19 protein-coding genes are annotated in these 24,498 nt (G+C 40.5%); 18 read left to right on the top strand and 1 reads right to left on the bottom strand.

The window, feature by feature from the left end; translation table 11 throughout:
• Positions 1-726 precede the first annotated feature (726 nt).
• Positions 727-1,902 carry an acyltransferase family protein gene (locus tag F0364_RS13215; protein WP_153798258.1) on the bottom strand — a complete coding sequence of 392 codons (1,176 nt, stop codon included), beginning with the start codon at positions 1,900-1,902 and terminating at the stop codon, positions 727-729.
• A gap of 305 nt (positions 1,903-2,207) precedes the next feature.
• On the opposite strand from F0364_RS13215, the gene F0364_RS13210 reads away from it, so the two are divergent.
• The 18 genes from F0364_RS13210 to F0364_RS13125 all read left to right on the top strand — a co-directional run bounded on the left by F0364_RS13210 (position 2,208) and on the right by F0364_RS13125 (position 24,288).
• A complete protein-coding gene (locus F0364_RS13210; RefSeq protein ID WP_153798257.1) occupies positions 2,208-4,652 on the top strand; it encodes an SLBB domain-containing protein in 2,445 nt (814 codons plus the stop codon).
• An 11-nt stretch (positions 4,653-4,663) separates the two neighbouring features.
• Positions 4,664-5,725, top strand: a complete 1,062-nt coding sequence (locus F0364_RS13205; RefSeq protein WP_153798256.1) for a Wzz/FepE/Etk N-terminal domain-containing protein — start codon at positions 4,664-4,666, stop codon at positions 5,723-5,725.
• 78 nt (positions 5,726-5,803) lie between these two features.
• On the top strand, positions 5,804-6,190 hold the full coding sequence (gene tagD / locus F0364_RS13200) for a glycerol-3-phosphate cytidylyltransferase (protein WP_153798255.1): 387 nt from the start codon (positions 5,804-5,806) through the stop codon (positions 6,188-6,190).
• Between the two features lie 10 nt (positions 6,191-6,200).
• Complete coding sequence (gene rfbX / locus F0364_RS13195; protein WP_153798254.1) at positions 6,201-7,478, top strand: oligosaccharide flippase family protein; 1,278 nt, start codon at positions 6,201-6,203, stop codon at positions 7,476-7,478.
• Complete coding sequence (locus F0364_RS13190) at positions 7,475-8,683, top strand: CDP-glycerol glycerophosphotransferase family protein (protein WP_153798253.1); 1,209 nt, start codon at positions 7,475-7,477, stop codon at positions 8,681-8,683. Before rfbX ends, F0364_RS13190 begins: the two co-directional genes overlap by 4 nt.
• A gap of 30 nt (positions 8,684-8,713) precedes the next feature.
• On the top strand, positions 8,714-9,715 hold the full coding sequence (locus F0364_RS13185) for a glycosyltransferase family 2 protein (RefSeq protein WP_153798252.1): 1,002 nt from the start codon (positions 8,714-8,716) through the stop codon (positions 9,713-9,715).
• A complete protein-coding gene (locus tag F0364_RS13180) occupies positions 9,716-10,885 on the top strand; it encodes a glycosyltransferase family 4 protein (protein ID WP_153798251.1) in 1,170 nt (389 codons plus the stop codon).
• A complete protein-coding gene (locus F0364_RS13175; protein WP_153798250.1) occupies positions 10,863-12,200 on the top strand; it encodes a hypothetical protein in 1,338 nt (445 codons plus the stop codon). The genes F0364_RS13180 and F0364_RS13175 overlap by 23 nt, the downstream gene beginning before the upstream one ends.
• 185 nt (positions 12,201-12,385) lie before the next feature.
• Positions 12,386-13,489 carry a glycosyltransferase gene (locus tag F0364_RS13170; RefSeq protein ID WP_153798249.1) on the top strand — a complete coding sequence of 368 codons (1,104 nt, stop codon included), beginning with the start codon at positions 12,386-12,388 and terminating at the stop codon, positions 13,487-13,489.
• 315 nt (positions 13,490-13,804) lie between these two features.
• On the top strand, positions 13,805-14,638 hold the full coding sequence (locus F0364_RS13165; protein WP_207632659.1) for a glycosyltransferase family 2 protein: 834 nt from the start codon (positions 13,805-13,807) through the stop codon (positions 14,636-14,638).
• Between the two features lie 86 nt (positions 14,639-14,724).
• On the top strand, positions 14,725-16,929 hold the full coding sequence (locus F0364_RS13160; RefSeq protein ID WP_207632658.1) for a DUF4838 domain-containing protein: 2,205 nt from the start codon (positions 14,725-14,727) through the stop codon (positions 16,927-16,929).
• Positions 16,930-17,538: 609 nt separating this feature from the next.
• Positions 17,539-18,171 (top strand): glycosyltransferase, encoded by a 633-nt coding sequence (locus F0364_RS28930; protein ID WP_207632657.1) that lies wholly within the window; start codon positions 17,539-17,541, stop codon positions 18,169-18,171.
• A 51-nt stretch (positions 18,172-18,222) separates the two neighbouring features.
• A complete protein-coding gene (locus F0364_RS13150; protein WP_153798245.1) occupies positions 18,223-19,422 on the top strand; it encodes a glycosyltransferase family 4 protein in 1,200 nt (399 codons plus the stop codon).
• A gap of 1 nt (position 19,423) precedes the next feature.
• Positions 19,424-20,479 carry an NAD-dependent epimerase gene (locus F0364_RS13145; RefSeq protein WP_153798244.1) on the top strand — a complete coding sequence of 352 codons (1,056 nt, stop codon included), beginning with the start codon at positions 19,424-19,426 and terminating at the stop codon, positions 20,477-20,479.
• Positions 20,480-20,510: 31 nt separating this feature from the next.
• Entirely contained in the window at positions 20,511-21,566 is a 1,056-nt protein-coding gene (rfbB, locus tag F0364_RS13140; protein ID WP_153798243.1) for a dTDP-glucose 4,6-dehydratase, read from the top strand.
• Positions 21,567-21,864: 298 nt separating this feature from the next.
• Complete coding sequence (gene rfbC, locus F0364_RS13135) at positions 21,865-22,446, top strand: dTDP-4-dehydrorhamnose 3,5-epimerase (protein WP_153798242.1); 582 nt, start codon at positions 21,865-21,867, stop codon at positions 22,444-22,446.
• Positions 22,443-23,303 carry a glucose-1-phosphate thymidylyltransferase RfbA gene (gene rfbA, locus F0364_RS13130; protein WP_153798241.1) on the top strand — a complete coding sequence of 287 codons (861 nt, stop codon included), beginning with the start codon at positions 22,443-22,445 and terminating at the stop codon, positions 23,301-23,303. The genes rfbC and rfbA overlap by 4 nt, the downstream gene beginning before the upstream one ends.
• Positions 23,304-23,403: 100 nt before the next feature.
• A complete protein-coding gene (locus tag F0364_RS13125; protein ID WP_153798240.1) occupies positions 23,404-24,288 on the top strand; it encodes a MerR family transcriptional regulator in 885 nt (294 codons plus the stop codon).
• The last annotated feature ends 210 nt before the right edge of the window (positions 24,289-24,498 follow it).

The following is a 24,498-nucleotide window of genomic DNA, read 5'->3' as shown; positions in this document are numbered from 1 at the left end:
CCCTCACCCTCAGGTGCAACACGCCGCTGCTTTTGCAGGCAGGTTTTACAATTGAAAAGGAGGAGTGGGCCGTATTTGTAAAGCTTCGCAGGAGCGGTATGTGATAAGCGTTTAAATGTTATGGCTGGTCCCGATTCACGGAATGAATATTGAGCAAGGAACAAGGAATAATGAATCAGTGTTGTTTAGTTAAGAAAACAATGCCAGGTTGAGCTTGTCGAAACCGTTTTATGTCCGTTGCTTTTTGAGCATCCGCCTTCGATTCCGAAGCTTCGGAACTCAGGATGACAACACCTTTTCAGGGCCAGGTGCTCATCAGTCATGCCGCTACATATTATCCAGCTTAACATATCGCACCTACGGCGCTTTCCGGGTAATCTTTCTTTCGTTAGCTACTAAACATCCCGCCTCTGCGAGGCTTTGGCTGTTCAATGTTCTTTTGTTCAACGTTTAATGTTAGCGGCTCTGCCGCTATGCGGACTTGCGCTTTATCGCCTTAAAAAATCTCAACCAATTACGTAAACAGACCGGCAACTTGTATCCGGTAACCGGCTTTCGGGTGAGGGATTGAAGCGGTTACCCCGGTGAGGCCATCGCAGCGGGGCCTTGTGCCGGAGTAATAGCACAACCAAGGAAAAGCAACTAAATGTTGCTTTGACGAAGGTTGCGAACGCAGTTCTGCCCGACCCCTTGCGATAGCTTGGGGGCACCCCCTGCATGTTTTCTTTATACCCTTATATATATTTTTCTTTTGTGCATAATATACCCGATAGACCAATATAAAAGCACAAGGCTTATCGCATACAGCAATGATGCGTTTTTGGGATTATTGAAGGCCGGCTTACAAATGTGCAGGTAAAACCACCCGAAAGGTGAAGTATAAACGGCATTACCTGTACTGTTTAACCCGTTAGGTATGCGCAGTAAAGCTAATACACGGGGTAAAAAGCCGCTTAGCACAAATATAAAAAGCGGGTTTTTGCCAAATACATCAAAAAACCTGCTCCAGGCGCCACGCCATTCTTTAAACTCAATACAATAAATACACATGGCAAGAGTTAAAATACCGAGCCCGGAAGTATAAAGTACGTAACTGCTTGTCCATATTTTTTTGTTAATGGGAAAAGACAAATCCCAGCAGAAACCTGCGAAAACTAATATGCAACCTGCTATAAAAAGATGCGAAACCATTTGCCAGCTTTTACCGTTTTGCTGTATATACCTGCCGGCAAAATATCCGGCAACAACCTGTACAATGGCTGGAAGCGTACTGGTTATTCCTTCAGGGTCAAAAGCCATACCTTCTCCGTGGTACATGTGCGGTTCTCCAAGAATTTTTATGTCTATGGCCGTTCCAAAATAACCGGTAATACTGTAGGGGTCCGCGGACGAACCAAGCGTAAAACATAAAACCCAGTAAAGCAATAAAATAACCGCACTTATAACGTAGGCCATACGTGGCTTAAAAAAATACAGCAATAAGGAAGCGAACAGGTAGCATAGCGCTATGCGCTGCAGCACGCCCAGTATGCGTATGCCGGTAACGGCTCCACTGACGGGGTTAACCCATGTCCAACCTTTTACTACCAACGAATCGCCATTCCACCGAAAAAAGGGGCTCCAGTTAAGAAACAGGCCTATTAAAAAAATAAGGGCCGCACGTTTAAATACTTTTTGCAGAAACACGCCGGTTGAACCCTGCTGTAATCGTGGCATTACAAAGGCCATGGCATTGCCCACGGCAAAAAGAAAGAAAGGAAAAACAAGATCAGTTGGGGTGCAGCCATGCCATACAGCATGATCCAGCGGGGCATAAGATGCGCCGGCCTGGTTATTTACCAGTATCATGAAAGCCACAGTGGCGCCACGAAAAACATCAAGGGAGTAGTAACGTTGGTTCATACAAATTGGTAGGGATGAAGATAGTGTAAATAACAGGTTAAAGTGTTAACGCCCATGTAAGCAGTATGAAACTTAAAGCTATATCCCTATATTTGCCGCCGTATTGAAAAAGATTTGCAGTGAGTAGATTTTGTATGAATCCTGTTGTCCCGGAATACTTGTTTTAACGTATAAAATATGATGGTATCGGTATTGATTTGCCGGTACTTTTTTTTTCGGGGCTGTGATTCAGGTGGCGGAGCTGTGCAAAGTCTTAATTAAAACAATTATTTTCATACCAACATCCCACAAATTAACCTACCAGAATGCATAGCTTTTTAAAAGTTGCGTTTGTATTTTCCGCATTTTTTGTTGTTTGCCAGTGCGGGTTTGGGCAGGACCTGATGAGGAATGCAAACCTTAGCCAGATTAAAATAGACCAGATAAGCGACGCTGATTTTTTAAAGTATCAGCAAAGGCTTAAATCTTCCGGTTTAACCGCAGAGCAGGCTATTCAACTGGCTGTATCAAGAGGATTGCCGGCAAGAGAGGCGGAAAAACTGAGGCAGCGCTTGAGCATGATGGGCGGAACTGCTGCGAGAACCGGAAGCAGCAGGCAAAGTGGTGATACAGCCGGTATGGGGCTGGATACTGATTCTACGGATTCTGTAAAGGCAGACCTACCGCGTAATCCATTGATTGACCCAAGGATTTTTGGATCGGAACTGTTTAACAACGCATCTCTTACATTTGAGCCCAACCTTAAAATAGCTACACCCCTTAATTACGAAGTGGGCCCTGGCGATGAACTGGAGGTTGCGGTTTACGGCATACAGGAAGTAAACCATAATTTAAGGGTAAGCAACGAAGGATTTATTTATGTGCCTAACGTAGGACAGGTTAGAGTGGCCGGTTTAACCATTGAGGCTGCCACGCAGGTAATAAAAAACAGGATGGGTAATACTGTTTACCCATCTTTAAGAAGCGGCGGCTCAAAGGCTTCAGTAAATCTTGCCGGCATAAGAAGCATAAGGATAACAGTAATCGGTAGCAATAAGCCTGGTAATTATACTATTTCTTCTCTCTCCACAGTATTTAACGCTTTGTTTGTTTGTGGCGGGCCTTCCCCGGTTGGCTCTTTCAGGGAAATTGAACTGATAAGGAACAACAAACTCTACAAAAAAATTGACCTTTACCGTTTTTTGGTAAACGGAGACCAAACGGATAATGTAGGCTTAAGGGATAACGATGTGATAAGGATACCTTCTTACAAAACCAGGGTGGAAATTAAGGGTTATGTAAAAAGGCCGGGTATTTTTGAAATATTGCACGGGGAAACTTTTAAAAACCTGCTGGAGTATTCATCAGGTTTTGCGGATAGCGCATACCGTGCATCAGTAAAAGTTACACAGTTTACAGACAGGGAATTGAAGGTAAAAGATATCAGCAGCAACGATTTTGCCGGTTACCAGCCCCAGGCCGGCGACCAGTACGAGGTAGATAAGATATTAAACCGGTTTGCCAACAGGGTAAACATTACCGGCGCGGTTTTCAGGCCGGGAACTTACGAGCTTACCCAGGGGCTTACCGTGGGAGAGCTGATTAGAAAAGCGGACGGACTTAAGGAAGATGCTTATACCGCAAGGGGGCAGATTATAAGATTGCGGGACGACCTGTCAAAAGAGATTGTTTCTTTTGATGCCCGTACAACTGTTACAGGTGCAAATGTTATTCCGTTAAGGCGGGAAGATTCTATTATTATTAAATCAATTTTTGATTTAAAGGACGAATATTTTGTATCTGTGCAGGGCGAGATTAGAAGTCCGGGCACTTACGAATATTCTCAAAACCTTAGCCTTAAGGATGCGCTTGTGCAGGCTGGCGGGCTTACCGATGCTGCATACCCGCAACGGATAGAAGTAGCCAGGCTGATAAGGAGAGACTCTCTTACAAGGCAGGATATACGTGCCAGCGATATTATTGAGATTAGTGGAATGGAGGATTTATCATCCCCACAGAAAAATTTGCAATTGCAGCCGTTTGATGTTGTTAGTGTAAGACGAAAACCAGGGTATCTTACTTTGCAATCTGTTAGGGTAACCGGCGAATTGCAATATCCCGGGCCATACGTATTGGCCAAACGGGAAGAACGTGTAAGCGACCTGATTGCCCGGGCAGGAGGTTTTTCGCCTGAAGCCTTTAAAGAAGGGGCTTACCTGAAAAGATATGACAGGGACGAGGAGCGAAAAAAGCTAAAAAGGTTACAGGCAGAAAAAATACAGGAAGGACTGAAAGATTCTACTGACGATGTGGAGGAAGACCTGGTAAGGGAATTTGACCAGATACCCCTGGATATAGCTAAAATTATGGCCAACCCGGGCTCTCTTGAAGATGTAGTATTACAGGCTGGAGATGAGTTTCACGTGCCAAAGTTTAATGCACAGGTAAGAATCAACGGCAGTGTGCTGTTTCCTACACAGATACCCTACAATGAAAAATACAGTTTTAAGGATTACCTTTCTTCTGCCGGAGGTGTGGCTGATAATGGGCGGAAACGAAAGTCTTATATTTTATATGCCAATGGCAAAGCTGCTTCGGTAAGAAACTTCTTATTCTTTAAAACCTACCCCAGGGTAATGCCCGGCTCAGAAATAATTGTACCCAAAAAAGCCGAGCGGCAGGGTATACGGCCCGGTGAAGCGATAGGCCTGGCCAGTGCGCTGGCATCGCTGGCGGGGGTAGTGATAGCGATATTGAATTTATCGAAGTAAAAAGATTGAAGATGCCAGAGTTGAAACAAGATGAGATTTCGTTGAAGGACATTATTGCACAGCTGGTTGAGTGGACACGATACCTTTTATCAAAATGGGTAACAATTATTGTTGTTGCTATCATAACCGCGGGTTTGGGACTGCTGTACGCTTATAAATCAAAGCCAACTTATGCCGCCTCCATAAATTTTGTGTTGTCCAACAGTTCCTCTTCCTATAAAGGGGTTCTTGGCCTAGCAAGCCAATTCGGGATCGATCTAAGTGGCGGCAGTGATGACGTCTTTGCGGGTAACAATATTATTTCGCTCATGAAGTCGAGGCGCATGATACAAAAGGCCTTGCTTAGAAAACCGGATGGCCAAACAAAAACGCTTGTAAACATTTACGTGGAGGATTTTAAGCTTGATAAAGACTGGAAAGAGCTTCCGCGATTAGCAAATGCTTATCCCTTTCCAGAGATTGCATCAAAAATGAGTATGGTGCAGGATAGCTTATTCCGGGACATCTATTTTAAGGTTGCAGAAAATATGCTTGACGTTTCAAGACCTGATAATAAGCTTTCCGTATACAAGGTGGTAACAACTTCAAAAAACGAAACTTTTTCTTATTATTTTACACGGTACCTGGTTGATGAGACTTCACAATTTTATATTGATACAAAGACGAGTAACGCCAAAAGAAATCTATCATTGATACAACACGAAGCAGACAGTATAAGAGTACTGCTTGGCGGTACTATTGCTTCTGCTGCTGCGGAAACCGATAAAACATTTAACCTTAACCCTGCATACCAGGTACGCCGGTCAGGAGTTGCGGAAGGACAATTGCATACACAGGCATTGGGGTTAGCATACGGAGAAGTAATAAAAAACCTGGAGCTGGCTAAAATAACACTGCAAAAAGAAACTCCTTTATACCAGATTATAGATGAACCAACCCTTCCGTTGCTTGTAAAAAAACCAGGTAAACTGCTTAGTTTAATCGCGGGAGGATTTTTAGGTGGGTTCTTAATTTGTGGGTTTTTGATCATCAGAAAAATTTTGTCCAACCTAGATATCAAGGAAGCAAAATAAATCTGCAGCTGTCTGTATTTAAGATATGATCGCTTAAAATTAAAGCTTGAGTTCACGAATTTTTAAAATGGCTAATATATGAAGGTGGTACTTACTTACGGTACTTTTGATTTGTTTCACTATGGACATATTGAATTATTAAGGCGTGCCAAAACCTACGGGGGTAGATTGGTTGTTGGTTTATCAACAGATAAGTTTAATGAAGTTAAAGGAAAGCGATGCGTGTTTTCTTTCGATAAAAGAAAAGAATTACTGAGTAGTATAAGATATGTAGACGAAATATTTGAAGAGTATAGCTGGGAACAAAAAATAAGCGATGTAAAACGATATAAGGCTGATTTCTTTGTAATGGGAAATGATTGGGGCGGAAAATTTGATTTTTTGAAACCGTATTGTGAAGTAATATACCTGCCACGGACAGATGAGATATCCACGACGCTAATCAAAACATTACTTTCTTCTTAAGTCGGCGTTGATGCTTAAAAAAATAAACCACCCCCTTGTTGGTAACTTTATATCGTTGCTGTTATTGCAGGGGGTTAACTATGTTTTACCGTTGGTTACCGTGCCATATTTGTTTAGAACCCTTAATGTTGAAAAGTATGGTCTTATAAATTTTTCAGCAGCCTTCATTCAATATTTTATTGTGTTTACAGACTTCGGTTATAACCTTTCTGCAACAAAATTAATTGCTGAAGCAAAGGATGACGAAGCGATGCGATCACGGATATTCAGCCGGATAATGGCTTCTAAATTACTGCTGTTACTGGTAGGAATCATTTTTTTGTTAATCATTATAACTGTTTCAGATAAGTTTGGCTCAGATAAGCTGGTGTATATCTTTTCTTTTGGGATGGTGGTAGGTAACACGTTATTTCCCGTATGGTTTTTCATGGGAATGGAAAAAATGAAGTTTATAACTGCGATAACCATAGTTACAAGGGTGCTTTCAGTCGCTCCCATCTTTTTATTCGTGACAACGTCAAATGATTATCTCCTTGTTCCCGTCATTAATTCAACAGGAGCCGTAATTTCCGGTATAGCCGGCCTGGTTATTGCGAAAAGAATATTTAAAATCTCCTTCTATTTGCCATCTTTCAAAGAAATAACAGAGTCTTTGAAAGACAGTTCGCAATATTTTGTTTCCAGGGTATCAGTATCATTATATACCATTAGTAATTCATTTACATTAGGATTATTCGGATCCAATACAATTGTTGGTTACTATGCCGCCGCGGAAAAATTGTTTACTGCATTGCAAAGTGCCTATGTGCCAGTAAATAATTCAATTTATCCGTATATGGCCAAAACCAAAAACGTTACTCTTTTTAAGAAAATATTTTGGGGGATTACTGTTCTAAACTCAGCAGGGATTCTTATACTCTTGTTTCAAACAGAAGAGGTATTGCGCCTTATATATAAAACAACCGAAACCCCGTCTGCTGACGCGCTGAGGATCTTGTTAGTAGCGTGCATTATTATTGTTCCCAGTATTTTGCTTGGATATCCATTACTGGGTACGTTGGGTTATACAAAAGCTGCAAATAGATCCGTAATTATGTCTTCGGTTTTGCATTTGTTGGGGTTAGGTTTTTTGGTTGTATCGGGATCTTTGAGTTTGGTGACTGTTTCCTATATGGTATTGATAACCGAATCTGTTGTTTTTCTCCTCCGCGTTTATGCCGTTCGCAAATATAAGTTGTTTAATCTCGAGAATCATTTTACAACACCGGCACAGAGGGTTACTTCATGAAAACTTTTCTCAACATAATTAAATGGTGTATTATTTATTGCTGCCATTATATTTCCTGCCTTATTCCGAGGAGTAAGCGCTTGTGGCTTTATAGCAGCCTGGCCGGAAAGTTTGTTGATAATGCAAAATACTTGTTTATTTATGCCAATAAAAGTAACCCGGAAATAAGGCATGTATGGATTTGTGAAAGTGATGAGGTAATTAATTACTTAAGAGAACGTGGATACGAGTGTTATCATAAAAAATCCGCGAAAGCCATTTTTTTGTCGCTTCGGGCTTCTGTTCAAGTATATAGCTCCTATAGCGTTGATATTTGTAATCCCGCATATTCTGGCGGTGTTTTTCGTTTTAATTTGTGGCATGGTACTCCATTAAAAAAAATAGAATATGACATTACTAAAGGGCCTATTCGCTATTTGTACTATCCAACCAGTTTTTGTGAAAAAGTTAAGCGTTTTATTTACTCCCCACCGCTAACAAAAAAGCATCACGCCGCTATAGCAGCGTCAGAAAAGCTAAAACCGATTTTTTGCAGTGCGTTTCGTCTTAAAAGAGAAAATGTTGTTATAGGCCAGCATCCAAGGCTAATGCCATTTTATTGGAACAGGAACGATTTGATCAAACATATTCATGAGTTTGAAACCAAGGCTCTGGAAAATTTGCTTGTTCGTTTCAGATCTTATGACAAAGTTTGTGTTTATATGCCAACCTGGCGAGATTCGAATCCTGAATTTTTGGCGCAAGCGTTACCGCGTTTTGAACTATTGAATAAGGTTTGTGCGCAAAACAACATGCTATTTCTTTTAAAAACTCATATAAACACCGTATTTAATGAGGATGTAAGTATGTATTCCAACATAGAACTTGTTGACCGAAATATAGACATGTATCCTCTTTTACCTTTTACGCAAATATTAATAACCGATTATTCTTCCATCTTTTTTGACTACGCACTGTTAAAGCGCCGCATAATTTTTTATCCTTACGATCTTAATGAATACCTTGATGCCAGCAGAGAATTTTATTTTAGTTATGACGAAATAACCAAGGGAAGCATGATTGCCTATGATTTCCATCAACTGCTGGATCTCCTTAGCGAAAATAATGTTGTTGCCGAAGGCGATGCAAGTTGCCTGGATGATTACCTGAATACAACATCAGATTTTGACGTTACCATAAAATTTATAAAGCAAGCGATAGCTTAATTTAATGCTGTTGAGTGTATAGTTTACAAAATGAAAATTAAACCGTTGGTATCGGTAGTAATGCCTTGCTATAATGCGGAAAAGTTTGTTGAAGCCGCTGTAAGGTCTATTATGATACAAACATATAAATCGCTGGAAATAATCACTATAAACGATGCGTCTAAAGACAATACTTTGTCAATTCTAACCATCCTTGCGAAAGCAGATGAAAGGATTAAGATTGTGAATAATGAGTATAATTTACAACTCGTCCAAAATTTAAACCTTGGCCTATCAATAGCAAAGGGAAAATACATTGCGAGAATGGATGCAGATGATATTTCAATGCCGGACAGAATTGAGTCTCAGGTAGCTTTCTTGGAAAAGAATCCTCAAACTGCATTATGTGGTACAAATTACATAGTAATTGACGATCGAAATAAGCCGATTAAAAAAGTACATTTCCCAACCGGCAACGAGGAGTTGAAAATACAATTATTATTCAGTAACCCCTTTGCCCACCCGGCGGTAATGATTCGGAAAAGCGTTTTACCTCAATACAAAGAAGGATTAGTGCCTGCGGAAGATTACGAGCTTTGGCTGGCAATAGCACAGAAATATGCTGTAGCCAACCTGCCAACTGTCCTTCTTAAATACAGATGGCATGGCGATAATATAAGTATAAAGCAAAAGGACAAAAAAGCAGATGCGTTTAAGAAAATCATTGACATGTATGCGAAACCTTACCTTTTTGCAGAATCATTTTTGGGGTGGCATTTGCGGTTTTTAGAGGGAAAATGGGATAGACAATCAACGATCAGGGAAATAAGCGCTTTTTCGCTTTGGAAAAACGAGCTGTTGGCGAAGAATGATAAACTGCAGTTATTCAATGCAAAAATACTAGAAAAGGTTTTTGATAAAAATATGGCCTTAGCATTGTTTTCCATAATCAAAAGCAGGGAGAATTCTTTTAAAGTAAAGCTACAATCTTTCAGAGCCTTGTTAGGAATAGACTGGAGATTAACCCTGGAAACTATCAAAGAAAGGATATAGATGGCAGACAGCCGGCGAATCAGAATAGTCCTTGTAATTGGGAGCCTTTCTTTTGGTGGTCGCGAAAAAATAGTTGTGGAACTCGCTAATGGTTTATCCCCAAAAAAATATGAAGTTTTTATTGTACTGTTTTCAAAGGATCACAATAAACAGTTAGAACAGCTAAAAGACAATGTTAAGGTGTTTACACTACCCATTAACTACAATTGCCTTGAGGGTTTTAAAGCAATTTATTTTTGGTTCAAGGGGCTTCGGGCAATAAAAGCTATCCTAAAAAAGATTAACCCCGATATTGTTCATTCCCATACCTTTTTTCAACAGCTTCTCTTTGTATCATCGGCCATAAAGCTTCAACGGGCAGGTATTCAACATTTCCATACGGTACATACACAGGGCTTATACTACTCCGAAAAGGGAATAGTTAATGCGTTCCGGCTGCTTGTTGAAAAAGTAGCCACCAGGCTAACGAATCCCTATATAATTGCCATTTCTGAACCAGTATATCATAAGTGCATAAAGTATTTTAATAATAACGCCGCAAGCATAAGATGCATTTGCAACGGTGTTGATGAAAAAATTTTCGACTACCAGCTTCGGCAAAGTATAAGCAAATCTGCTTTTGGCTTTAAGCAGGGTGAGTTAATTGTTACCTATGTGGCGAGAATGGATAAAGGCAAAAATCATATTACGTTGTTGAAAGCATGGCAAAAAGTGCAAAAACGCTCTAACGTTAAATTATGTCTTGTAGGCGATGGCGAACTACGGGCAGAGCTTGAGTTGTTTGTTGCCGAAAACAAGATGTTGGATTCTGTACGTTTTTTAGGAAATATCCGGGAGGTTCAGAAAATACTTGCAATTACAGATATCGGCGTCTTTGCATCTTTGTTTGAGGGATTTCCGGTAGCGCTGCTTGAGAAGGCCTTTATGAGAACTCCTATAATAGCCTCTGAGATTCCAATCGTAACAACCATAATAAAAGATGGCTATTCGGGACTTTTGTTTAAACCGAAAGATCATGATGCCCTCTCGGAAAGATTAATTACACTTATGGAAGATGCCGCGTTGAGAGAAAGCTTAGGTAGCAAAATTTTTAATGAAGTGCAGCAATATAGCTTAGCGTCTATGATTGTCCAGCATGAGGAGTTTTATGAAAGTAGAAGGATTTATTAGATTATTCAAAAAAGGCTTTCTGCAACTATGCATTTTTTTTTACATCTACTCGGTGCAGTTAACGGGCATTCCGTTTGGGTCAAGAATATTATTGGCAATGAGTGGATTTGCCATACTAGTGTTTACAATTGACAAGCAGGTGAAGACGTTTAAGCAAATATTGATAAAAAAAGAGCTTCTGACTTATTTTTTTCTATTTGGTTTAATAATCCTTGTGTCTGTTTTAAGCCTAATATTAAACAATACAAGGGATTATGAGTTTGTTAAGTATCCGGTGTCTTTGGTGCTTATTATCCTGGCGGCCTACTTTATACATTTTATAGCTAAAAAAACGTACCGAAATATTTCTTATGAAACAATAATGAAATATATACTGGTTGCTGTTCTTATTCAGGTAATGTTGGCTCTGCTATCTTTTCTATTTCCACCTTTTGCAGACATTTTAAACAGAATACAGTCGATTTCTGAGTTTGACATTTCAAAGCTTGAGGAAACAGCAGAGTTTAGGCTAACGGGTTTCGGCGCAACTTTTTTCGGTGCCGGAATTGTTAATAGTTATGCGCTGTTAATAGTGGCGGTTTTATTAAGTAATCCCGGAAACTCCAACAGAAGAATTTTTTTTCTCACGCTTTCCTTTATAATGGTTTTTGTGCTCGGAATGATGATGGCTCGGACAACAATTATAGGTTTGGGAATGGCAGCGATATATCTTCTTACTCCATCATTGAAAGCCAACAGGCGAATAATTAAAAACAAACTCTTATTTTTATTAAATCTTATCCTTTTGCCTATAGCAGGCTTATATCTTTTGTTTTTAGTATCTCCAAAATTACAAGACACACTGAGTAGTGCAGCTGCTTTTGGGTTTGAAATGTTTATCAATTATTCGGAACAAGGCGAGTTTTCCTCTAAATCAACTTCTGTTTTGCAAACGATGTTTATTTTTCCAGATAACATGAAAACCTACCTTATCGGAGACGGCCGGTATTACCAGGTTGCTGGTGACCCGGGCAGCTCGTATTACATGGGTACAGACGTAGGTTATTTACGGCTTACTTATTACTTCGGTATCTTCGGTATGGTTTGCTATTTTATACTGCAATTCGCTGGGATAGAATCTGCTATCTCAAAAAATCCAGGTAATAAGCCACTTAAAAAATTTCTCTTACTAAGTTTCATTTGTTGTCTTATACTAAACGTAAAAGGCTTTACCGATTTTTTCTTTCTTACTATTCTTTTTAGCTTTTGCTTTTCTCCCCCGGTAAATTCAGAAGCAGGCAGTTTTGCAGAGCGGAAATGTCGCACAGTTATGTAGTAGCAAAACCGGGTAGTTTTTCAAATAGTTTATTAACTCAGCTTTAAATTAGGAGAATCTCTGAGAGCGACGCTACCGGACCAAACTTTGCAAATTGAAAATGGATAGAGATATGCTAAAAGCAGAGACCGCTGTTGTCCGAATCAAATCATTAAATCATAATACCCAAAAAACGCATCTCATCATTGGATATTAAAAAAGTCCTGATTATCACTCCTTTTCCGCCAAACAAAATTACGGCAGGGCAAAGTATCACCAACACAGTTATTGATGACTTATCTAAAAAGCATTATATTGTTGATGTAATTGCATTCACTTATCCAGGGCATAGTGTAGACAGGCCAGAGCGTTGCCGTAATATCAGGCTGATAGAAAACAATAGATTGATTAAATATTTCTATGCCGCAGTTTTTATACCTCTTTTTCCATTTTATACCATAAGGTTTTCATCAAGGGTATGTGGCTACTTAATTTCCAAACAATCACAATACGATGTTATCTACCTGGATTATAGCCAGATGTTCATTTATAGCTTGTTTATATGCAATAAGCGAAAGCTATTTATCATGTGTCATGATCTTATACTTCAGAGATTTTCCCGCGCTACAGAAGGACAGTGGTATAAGCGGTATGTGCAGGCTTACATCTTTTATTCCGAAAAGTTCTTCTTTAAACGATCAGGAAACATCTTTTTTCCATCACACAAGGACAAGTGTATAGCTAAAAAAATTTATGGAGTAAACGGAGTGGCAATAATACCCAAAAGCCGGTTCAATAGTGTAAGAGACTATGACGGTAGAAGAGATTTAAAGTTATTCGCTTTTTTAGGGTCATGGAACAGGCAGGAGAACATTCAGGGGCTCTTATGGTTTATCGAAAATGTACATCCATTGCTTGGGGAGGATGTCGAATTCATTATTATTGGCGGCAACATGTCGGCAGAAACGCAAAACGCGTTACCAGCATCTTTTAAATACCTTGGTTTCGTTGATGATTTTGCGCCATACCTGCAATGTGCATCCGCACTTATTTCTCCCTTGTTTCTTGGCGCAGGAATAAAATTTAAAGTGTTGGATGCTTTGTCGAATGGCTGTAGAGTGATAGGTACGCCTATATCTTTTGAGGGGATTACAGTTTGTTCTCACAACGCCATGCTTTTCGCGAATGTTCCAAACGAATTTGTAACCCAGATCAACCATTGCATAAGAAATTCTTTTGATAAAAAAGAAATTCAGAACGCGTTCAACAGCTTTTTGAATAGTTTTACAGATGTGGCTGAATTGATATAGATTTTGGGGTGGTGCAAAAATGCTTAAAGCTAGGGTTTATTTGAAACCGCACACTGCTTTATAAATACCTTATGCACAAGCTCGGTAACGGTTTACTGCCTGACTGGCTGCCGGATTGAAACGGAAACCCCGCCACCTCTTTGGCTTTCCTGAAAGGGAGATGTAGCGCTGCCTGTGGCCGAGTTGCAGTGAAAAGCCGGAACTCCAGCGACATTAAGCTACTACAGGCGACAGCCCCATATAATTTTCGCTAGCATTTTGTGGGATGCAAGAGATAATTTTTACTATGAACATAATTTTATTTACTAAGTGACCGTGACCGATTTAGACTTAACGATTTCTCTTGTTTTGTATAAAAATCCTCCGGATCAAATTCGGAATTTATTGGCATGTGTTAATAAAATAAGGCTGAAATACAAAATGTATTTGATTGATAATTCGCCCACGGACAGGCTAAAAGAACTTAAGACCTTATATCCATCTGTGGAGTATGTTTTCAATAACGGAAACATAGGTTACGGCAAAGCGCATAACATTTCTTTGCGGCTTTCTCAGGGAAAAAGCAAGTACCACCTGATTGTAAACCCGGACATCAGTTTTTCAGAAGATGTGGTTGAGCATATATTTTCTTTTATGGAAAAGAATGAAAAAATTGGACAACTTATGCCCAAAGTGTTTTACAATGACGGCACAATACAACGCCTATGTAAATTGCTTCCAACGCCTACGGACCTCATTGGCAGGCGGTTCCTTTTATTTCTTGACAATATAAAAAGAAAAAACAGCTTATATGAATTGAGTCATTTTGGTTATGACAAAATATTAGATACGCCGAACCTTTCCGGTTGTTTTATGTTTATAAAGACATCAATATTCAAGGCTGTAAATGGCTTCGATCCGCAATTTTTTATGTATTTGGAAGATGTTGATCTTACAAGAAGAATTAACCAGATTTCAAGAACTGTTTTTTATCCAGAGGTAGTTGTAGTTCACGGATTTGCTAAAGGTTCTTATGCGAGCTTTAAACTGTTAAGATATCACGTTGCATCTGCTATAAAATATTTTAATAAATGGGGATGGTTCGTTGATAAGGAGCGTGATGAGCTTAATAAAAAGGTTCTTCGTCAAATAGAAGGGATGGATAATTAAGTGTGTCCTGACGCATCTTTAGAAATGCAAACAATCAGAAAATCTTGCAGCGAATGTTAGCACGTATACATATTTTTATTTGGCTTATGCCGCTACTGCTGATTTATTCCGCCCATTCTGATGCGCAGCAATCCCTGGTATTAAGTAACTCAGGTAAAACCAACTATTCTATCTTCGTTACTGCGGGCAACGAGCAGGAAACGAATGCTGCAGAAATTTTACAAAGCTATCTCCAAAAGATATGCGGTACTAAGTTTGAAATTACAAGCCAAAAAGCAGATAGACAGATTCTTGTATTAAGTCTTGAAAATGCCAGGAAGATTTTTTCCGATGCTCCATCTACGCTTGGGCTAGATGGTGTATACATGCGTGTTTATAAAAACGAACTTTTACTGGCAGGTGGGGGAGGGACTGGCGTGCAAAATGTTGTTTATGAATTTCTGGAAAAGTTTTTGGGCTGCAGGTATTTTGCAAGTGATGCAGTGCTACTTCCCAGGAGGGAAAAACTGAGCATACCCTTTTCCCTGAATTACACATATACACCACGTATCAAGTACAGATATATAAATTATAGCGAAGCCTTTAAGGGAAGTTATGCTGCATGGAACAAGCTTGCCAATATTTCAGGTAATCCTAACACGGTTAAAATGCCCGGGTGGGGGCTGCCGGTACATTCGCTGTTTAAGCTGGTGCCTCCTGAAAAATATTATGCAAATCATCCGGAGTATTTCGCATTACGGGATGGAAAAAGAGTAAAAACACAACTTGATCTCACCAACCCGGAGGTAGTAGAGATTGCAACTTCTACCCTGGCAGACATTATAAAATTACACGCAGATGATACTTATTTTTCTGTGAGTCAAATGGATAATGATGGCTTTTGCCAATGTGAAAATTGTGAAAGATTGGTAAAGGAGCAAAACAGTCAAAGTGGGCCAATCATAGATTTTGTGAATAAAGTGGCCGCACAGTTTCCAGATAAAACCATAGTTACCCTTGCATACAATTATAGTAGAAAGGCGCCTGCAACGCTTAAAGCCATTAAAAATGTAGCGGTATATTTTTGCGCCACAGGTGTAAACAGAGCAATTTCTTTTGAACAAGATAGAAGCCCGGGATCTGTTTATTCGGATTTGAAAGAATGGAAACAAAAAACTGATAATATTTTCTTTTGGGATTATGTGATAAATTTTCAGCATCTCTATATGCCTTTTCCTAACCTTGGAATCCTGCAACCAAATATCCAATTTCTTTCACGCAACAATGTATCCTATACGTTTCAGCAGGGATGGGCCTTTTCCGAGGGCGAATTCAGTGAATTAAGGTGCTATATTATAGCCAAACTTTTATGGAACCCCGACATTAATGTTTCCGAAGCCATTAAGGAGTTCACAGACTATTTTTATGGTGCAGGGGGCGTGTATGTCAATAATTATATCAATGCTTTGAACAAAAGCGTCCGGGAGAATAAGGGCGTTACGCTTTTTAATAATGATGCGCCCCTGGATCATGTAAATGATTTTCTGTCGCCCAAGCAAATCAGCATTTATCAGCGTCAGTTTAGCTTGGCTTCAGATGCGCTTAAAAAAGCGGCCCTGGTGTATCGTAAAAGAATCATGAACGCCGCGCAGGCCCTACGATATGCAATACTTGAAGTAAAAGGAAAAACAGACAGGGGGAATACAGCTTACTATATGCAATTGTTGGATACTTTCAAAAATGTTGCAGCAGAAGAGAACGCTACGCTCATAAATGAAGGAACGATGAACTTCAATGAGTATTATACGGAACAAAGCGTTTACCTGAGGCAAAAGTTCGTCAATAGCCTGGCGCTAAATGCCACTGCCATAATTACAAAGCCACAGGGTTACATACCGAAAAACAGTCTTGCTGTACTTTTTGATGGCATGCTTGCCAGTAAGGCAACTGACAAAAAATGGGTTGCTTTTGAGCAACCGTATGTTGAATTGATCATAGATTTAAAAAAGGAAATCAATTTTAGTTCAATAAAAATAAATTTTCTTCACGATCCATCCTTTCAATCGCTGCTTCCCGAAACAATTACATTCGATATTTCCGATGATAATAAGCATTTCAATAACATAGGTGTGGCTAAGAATATTTATCAGGGTCTCGGTGTTAAAAAGGAAGTAAAGCCATTTACCTTTAATGCTGTAAATGCCTTAAAAGCCCGCTACATTAAAGTTGCAATTAAAATGATTGGCAAGTCGAACTATTCAAATACAAACAGGCAGCCTGCTATGCGTTGCGACGAGATTATCATTAACTGATAACTGATCCGGCAGAGTGAATTGTCCGATTCTTGATTCCCCCAACAGCATGCGGTTATTTTTTACTACGAATTATCCTTTAGCGTATCCGATAATTTTTCTTTAAGGCATTATCAATTTGTTAAGATGCTCAACTTGCAAAAGCCAATTGTTCTCATCTCTGCTGTAAATCTTACTATCGGAGGCCCGTTAAGTATTTTGAAAGATGCTGTAAATGCGTTTGTGAGAGATTACATTGAAGATTACAGGCTGATACTGTTTGTTAACAATAAAATTCAGTTTACAGAGATTGCTCATTTAAAGAACGTGGAAATAAGGCAATTTGCCTATCCCAAAAAATCGTGGTTACTACGTATATGGTTTGAGTATGTACACTGCTGGTTCATTTCAATAAAACTGCATACGGATGTATGGATTTCTATAAACGATCTCACACCAAATGCAAGAGCAAAAAAGAAAGTTGTTTACTGCCACAATCCCGCGCCATTTTATAAGTTGGAAAAAGATGTTACCTGGCGCAAGAAGTTGTTTTTCTTTCACTTTCTTTATAAACTCTTTTACAGGATAAACATTCATTCAAACAGGTATGTTTTTGTACAGCAACAATGGATGCGAACTGAATTTGAAAAAGCTTTCAAGTTGTCCAATGTTGTGGTAGCATATCCCAATGTTATTGTTCCAGATTTTAAGGAAGAAACAAAGGAGGCAGTTCAACCTTTCCGTTTTTTATATCCCGCTTTACCACGCACTTCAAAAAATTTTGAGTTATTATTTGATGCAGCAAGAATATTGTACCGGAAGAGCTACAAATTTGAGCTGATTGTAACTTTTGACGGTACTGAAAATTTGTATGCAACCCGATTGAAACAAGAATATAGCGACCTTCCGTGTATCTGCTTTATAGGTGTGCAGGAAAGAGAAAACGTTTGGGCTTTATATCGAAAAAGTAATTGCCTGGTGTTTCCATCTAAAATGGAAACCTGGGGACTTCCCATAACAGAAGCCAAATTTTTTGATTTACCTATTCTTGTAGCCGATTGCCGCTATGCCTATGAAACAGTTAATACTTACGAAAAAGCCTGCTTTTTCGACACTACAGATGTAAACTCACTCTCTGCCCTTATGTTAAAAGCTATAAAAGGCAACTTGGATTTTCATAAGCCGATGTTTAAGGAACCCAATCAGCCATTCGTTCAGTCCTGGCATCAGCTGTACCAACTAATTCTTAAAGACGAAAAATGACAATTCCGCCGTCTATAGTCACTTCATAAATTTACCAACTTTTTATTCTCTTTGACACTCCTCTTCCTCCTTAACCGGCTCGTTATCGGCGGCCAATCCTTAGACACCATACCACTGGCGCATTATCTGGCTAAAAAAAACTTTACCGTTAACGTCGTATATGGCGATAAGCAACCCGATGAAGAAGATGCCCTTTTTCTTCTTAAGAAGTTTCCAATCCATAACGTTCAGAAAATAAAGCATTTAAAACGTACAGTTAACCCTTTAAAAGACGTGCTTGCCTTTATTGAAATTTATCGCCTGATCAAAAAAATAAAGCCAGATATTGTGCATACCCACGGCGCCAAATCAGGCTTAATAGGCCGGTTAGCGGCGCGGATGGCCGGGGTAAAAGTAATTGCGCATACTTTTCACGGGCATATTTTTCACTCGTACTATAACTCCTTTGTCTCTTTACTGGTAAAAAAAGCTGAGCAATTTCTCGGCAGTATCAGTACGGCGATTGTCGCAATTAGCCCTTTTCAAAAAAATGAGCTGACCGGAGTATACAAAATAGCGCCTCCGCAAAAAATTCATGTAATCCCGCTTGGCTCCGATCCGGCTAACTATATCCAGGATTCAGAGATCCACCGGGCTTCTTTCCGAAAACAGTACAATCTCTCAGAGAATGAGATTGCCATCGGCATCATTGGTCGCATGGTGCCTGTAAAAAACCAGGCATTGTTTGTTGAAGTGGTGGCTTTAATGATGAAAAATGGTAGCCCAAACCTTCGCTTCTTCTTGGTTGGCGATGGCGAATTAAAGCCTGTTCTACAGCGACAACTTAGCCAGGCAGGCATTGTCTGGGCAGAACAAGGTAACAATCCCGCAGCCCCGGTTATCTTTACTTCCTGGGTGGATGATATCACTCAAGTGCTTCATGGCCTTGATATTGTGGCACTTACTTCACTCAACGAAGGTACCCCGCTTTCACTCATTGAAGCCCAGCTTTGCAGCAAACCCATCGTGGCTACCAATGTTGGCGGTGTTAGAGATACCATCAGCGAAGGAGAAACCGGGTTGCTGGTTAACAGCTTCAGCCCGGAAGATTTCGCTGAAAAACTCAATTTATTAATACAGAGCCCTTCACTCAGGCAATCCATGGGCCAAAAAGGCCGTATTTTTGCCACGCAAAAATTTTCACGGCAGCGGGAAGTGGAGCAAACCAAACAACTGTATTATGACTGCCTGAAGCAAAAAGGCGCCCTTTGATATGAACGTACTCGTAACCGGCGCAGCCGGATTTATTGGTTTTCACACAGTTAACAGGCTGTTGCAGGATGGCCACAAGGTTGTTGGTATTGATAACCTCAACAACTATTACGACGTTCAGCTAAAATGCGACAGGCTGAACAACCAGGGTATTATGCCCCGTAAACTGGTACAAAACGCTAAAATAACAAGTGAAACAAATAAAAATTACACTTTCCAGCAACTTCACATCGCTGATAAAAACCAGTTGCAAAAGCTTTTTGCCGATGAAAAGTTCGATTATGTGGTGCATCTCGCTGCCCAGGCAGGCGTAAGGTATAGCCTTATAAATCCTGATGCTTATATAGAAAGCAACATAATTTCTTTTGTCAATATACTGGAATGCTGCCGGCAGCACAGCATACAACACCTGGTATATGCCAGCAGTTCCAGCGTTTACGGCCTTAACGAGCAATACCCTTTTAAAACTACCGATAATACCGACCATTCTATTTCACTCTACGGCGCCACTAAAAAAAGCAATGAATTAATGGCGCATACGTATAGTCATCTTTTTAACCTTCCAACCACAGGCTTAAGGTTTTTTACAGCCTATGGCCCCTGGGGCCGTCCTGATATGGCGCTTTTCCTTTTTACGCAAGCCATAATAGAAGGCAAGCCCATTCAATTGTATAACCACGGTAAAATGCTGCGTGATTTTACTTATGTGGATGATATTGTTGAAGGTGTGGTAAGGGTTCTAAGCCATATTCCCCAACAAAACCCCGCATGGAAGACCGAAGGGTTAGATATTTCCGCTTCAAGCGCACCATATAAAATCTATAACATTGGCAATAACGCCCCTGTTAACCTGCTGGATTTTGTGCTGGCAATTGAAAAGGAGTTAAATTTAACCGCTATAAAAGAAATGCTGCCCCTTCAGGCCGGAGATGTTCCCGAAACCTATGCGGATATCTCTGACCTTGTTAACGATATTGGTTATAAACCATCCACCAGTATACAATACGGGGTAAAGCAATTTGTGAACTGGTATAAAACCTATTATCATATTCATTAACCCTTAACTCAGCTAAATCTAAAACACTATCATGAGCAGGAACATTCTCATCACCGGCGGCGCCGGCTTTATAGGCTCGCATGTGGTACGGCTTTTTGTAAAAAAGTACCCGCACTATAAAATAATCAATCTTGATGCGCTTACTTACGCCGGCAACCTCGAAAACCTGGAAGACATAGAAAACGAACCTAACTATTTCTTCGAAAAAGCCAATATCCTGCAACCTGATCAATTAAGCGAAGTTTTCAGCAGGTACGGCATTACCGATGTTATTCACCTTGCCGCGGAATCGCATGTTGACCGTTCTATACTTTCGCCGCTTGATTTTATTTACACCAATATTGTTGGCACGGTAAACTTGCTGAATGTAGCCAAGGAACAATGGAAAGCCAATCTTTCCGGCCACAGGTTTTACCATGTTTCTACCGATGAAGTGTATGGCACCCTTGGCGATACCGGCTTCTTTACCGAAACAACCGCCTATTCACCAAATTCACCCTACTCCGCCAGCAAAGCTTCATCAGATCATTTTGTGAGGGCCTATGGCGAAACCTACCACATGCAGTACGTAATTACCAACTGCTCCAATAACTATGGCCCCAATCATTTTCCCGAAAAACTGATACCGCTTTTTATCAATAATATCATCAATAACAAGCCATTGCCCGTTTACGGCAAGGGAGAAAACACCCGTGACTGGCTGTTTGTAATAGACCATGCCCGCGCTATTGATACCGTTTTTCACCATGGTAAAAACAACGAAACCTATAATATCGGCGGCTTTAACGAATGGAAAAACATTGACCTGGTTAAGCTACTCTGCAAATTGATGGACGAAAAATTGGGCCGCCAACCCGGTACAAGCGAGCAACTGATTTCGTATGTAAAAGACCGTCCCGGGCACGATTTGCGCTATGCAATAGACGCCACTAAAATCAACAAAGAATTGGGCTGGTCTCCTTCCGTAACGTTTGAAGAAGGCCTTGCCAAAACAATAGACTGGTACCTGGCAAACAGTCAATGGCTGGAGCATGTAACCAGCGGCGATTACCAGAAATATTATGAGCAGCAGTACGCGGAAAGGTAGCTGTAATTTTTTTGGCACTTAGCTGTATTGCTACTATTGGGCTTTACTTGTGTCACTCACTTGTACGCCTTGTCCGCTATGCAGCCTGGTGTTACTGGTTGTAACCGGCGGCTGGCAAACTTTGAATATGAAACTACTGATCAATCAGCCCTGTTTCTCTGCCGCCATAAAAAACCGGACGATAAACGTAGTGCGACGCAACGATGCTCAATAAGCATTCCTGGCGCCGGCCACCAAAGCATAACCCTAAACATTAACCTAAAACAAAGCCACTACTTTTGTGGCATTATTACAATTTATGAAACTGGAACAAACACCCCTTAGCGGCTGCTACATTATTCACGATACAGTTTTTGAAGACAGCAGGGGCTATTTTTTTGAAAGCTTCAACAAAGAGAAATTTTATAAAGAAACCGGTATTACTGCCGATTTTGTGCAAGACAATCAATCAGCCTCTGTAAAAGGCGTATTGCGTGGGCTTCATTTTCAAACCGGCGAATTTGCCCAGGCCAAGCTGGTAAGGGTTTTACAAGGCAGCGTACTGGATGTAGCTGTGGATATACGGCAGGCCTCACCTACATACGGCCAGCATTTTGCATTGGAATTGTCAGCCACATCTCGTACTCAGTTGTATATTCCCAGGGGGTTTGCCCACGGTTTTGTAGTGCTGAGTGAAAAAGCCACTTTTTTTTACAAATGCGACAACTATTATAACAAGGCGTCTGAAGGAGGCTTAATGTATAACGACCCCGAATTGGGCATTAACTGGCAGTTACCTGAAGAAACTTTAATACTTTCTGATAAAGACAAACAAAATCCATTATTGAAAAACATCAACCCTGCTTTTAGCATGGGCCTTAAAGCAAACCTGGCAGTATGAAAGGAATAATTTTAGCCGGCGGCTCCGGCACAAGGCTTTACCCCATTACCAAGGGCGTTAGTAAGCAATTAATGCCGGTATATGATAAACCCATGATCTATTACCCGCTTTCTATACTTATGCTGGCGGGCATTAAAGATATTTTGATCATTACCACACCCGAGGATTCCGTACAGTTTCAACGGCTGCTGGGCGATGGTACCGCCGTAGGCTGTACTTTTCAATATGCTGTGCAGGAAAAGCCCAACGGCCTTGCCCAGGCATTTGTAATTGGCGAAGAATTTATTGGCAACGATAAAGTGGCATTAATACTTGGCGACAACATTTTCTATGGTTCTGGCTTTAGCAAACTTGTTCAATCGTTTAACGATGTGGATGGCGCTGCCATTTTTGCCTACGAAGTAAACGATCCTGAGCGTTACGGTGTGGTTGAATTTGATAAAGATTTCAACGCACTTTCCGTAGAGGAAAAGCCAAAACAACCTAAATCAAACTATGCTGTTCCCGGCCTTTATTTTTACGACAACAGCGTGGTGGAAATAGCCAGGAATATTCCCCCGTCACCGCGGGGCGAGTACGAAATAACTGATGTAAATGCTGTTTACCTTAAGCAAGGCAAACTAAAAGTTGGGGTTATGAACCGCGGCGTTGCCTGGCTGGATACCGGTACATTTGATTCGCTAAGCGATGCCTGCGAATTTGTGAGGGTTATAGAAAAACGCCAGGCCCAAAAAGTGGGCTGCATAGAAGAAGTGGCTTATCGCATGGGGTTTATTGATCATGGCCAATTACTTAAACTGGCAGATTTATATTCCAAAAGCGGTTATGGAGAATATTTAAGAAGGCTAAAAGCCTGATATTACCTTTAATTTTGTTTAAAAGCCTGACCCTGCAAAAGGTCAGGCTTTTTATTTTATTTTCTACGAACTTTTTGCGGCAACCGTTTGTATTACTGTTATGAATGCGTTTACCATAAGAGATTTAGAAAACCTTTCGGGCATTAAAGCGCATACCCTTCGTATATGGGAGCAACGCTATGCTTTCTTACGTCCAAAACGTACAGATACCAATATAAGGCTGTACAGTAACGACGAGCTTAAAACCATCCTCAACATATCACTGCTCAACCGCTACGGCTATAAAGTATCGCATATCAACCGTATGACGGAACTGGAGATAAAAGAAAAAATCCGCACATTATCCCATGCACAAGCCCTGCAGGAGCGGGTGATAAATGAACTCATTCAGTTAATGATAGACCTGCAGATGGATGAATTTGAAAGCAGGATAGACGATTACATTTATGCACACGGCATAGAAAAAGCCATTAACCAGCTAATCTTTCCTTTCCTGGAGCGTATTGGCATACTCTGGCTTACCAACAATATCAACCCGGCACAGGAACACCTGGTAAGCAACCTGATACGTCAAAAGCTTATTGTTGGCATAGAAGAAACCGTAAGCCTGGTGCAGGTAAACAAAACCGTACTGCTTTTTCTGCCCGAAGGCGAGCATCATGAAATTGGTTTGCTGTACATGTATTACCTGCTTAAAACCCGTGGCATCAAAGTTTTGTACATCGGGGCCAATACGCCGTTAAAAGATATTGAATACGTAACGCGTTTAAAACAGCCGGACTATTTATATACCCACCTTACCTCCGTTTCGGGCAACTTTAATTTCGAAAAGTTTGCCCAAAGTATTGCCAGCCGTTTGCCGGCCAGCACCATTATTGTTTCCGGCAGGTTAACCAAAACCCTAAAAAGTTCCATACCTGCCGGTATAAAGCTCAAAACTTCTTTGCAGGAAGTAATGGAATACATTGCTTCCTTACAGCAGTAACTACATCTTACATTCAGTAACAATTTAGGTACGCTATACTAAGTACGATAATTGACAGGCCTTTCCTTCGCCAGAGGCATTTTCACTACTTCTCACATTTGCATATAACATGGTGCAGGCAAATAAAAGTACTTCGTACTTCTACTTTCGTACTTGGGGGTGCCCCCGAGCTGCGCAAGGGGTCGGGCTTTTCGCTATTACTCCGGCACA

Origin of the sequence: Foetidibacter luteolus (assembly GCF_009650435.1) — a bacterium.
Taxonomy (GTDB): Bacteria; Bacteroidota; Bacteroidia; order Chitinophagales; family Chitinophagaceae; genus Foetidibacter; species Foetidibacter luteolus.
This window is presented reverse-complemented; position numbering and strand designations above follow the sequence as displayed.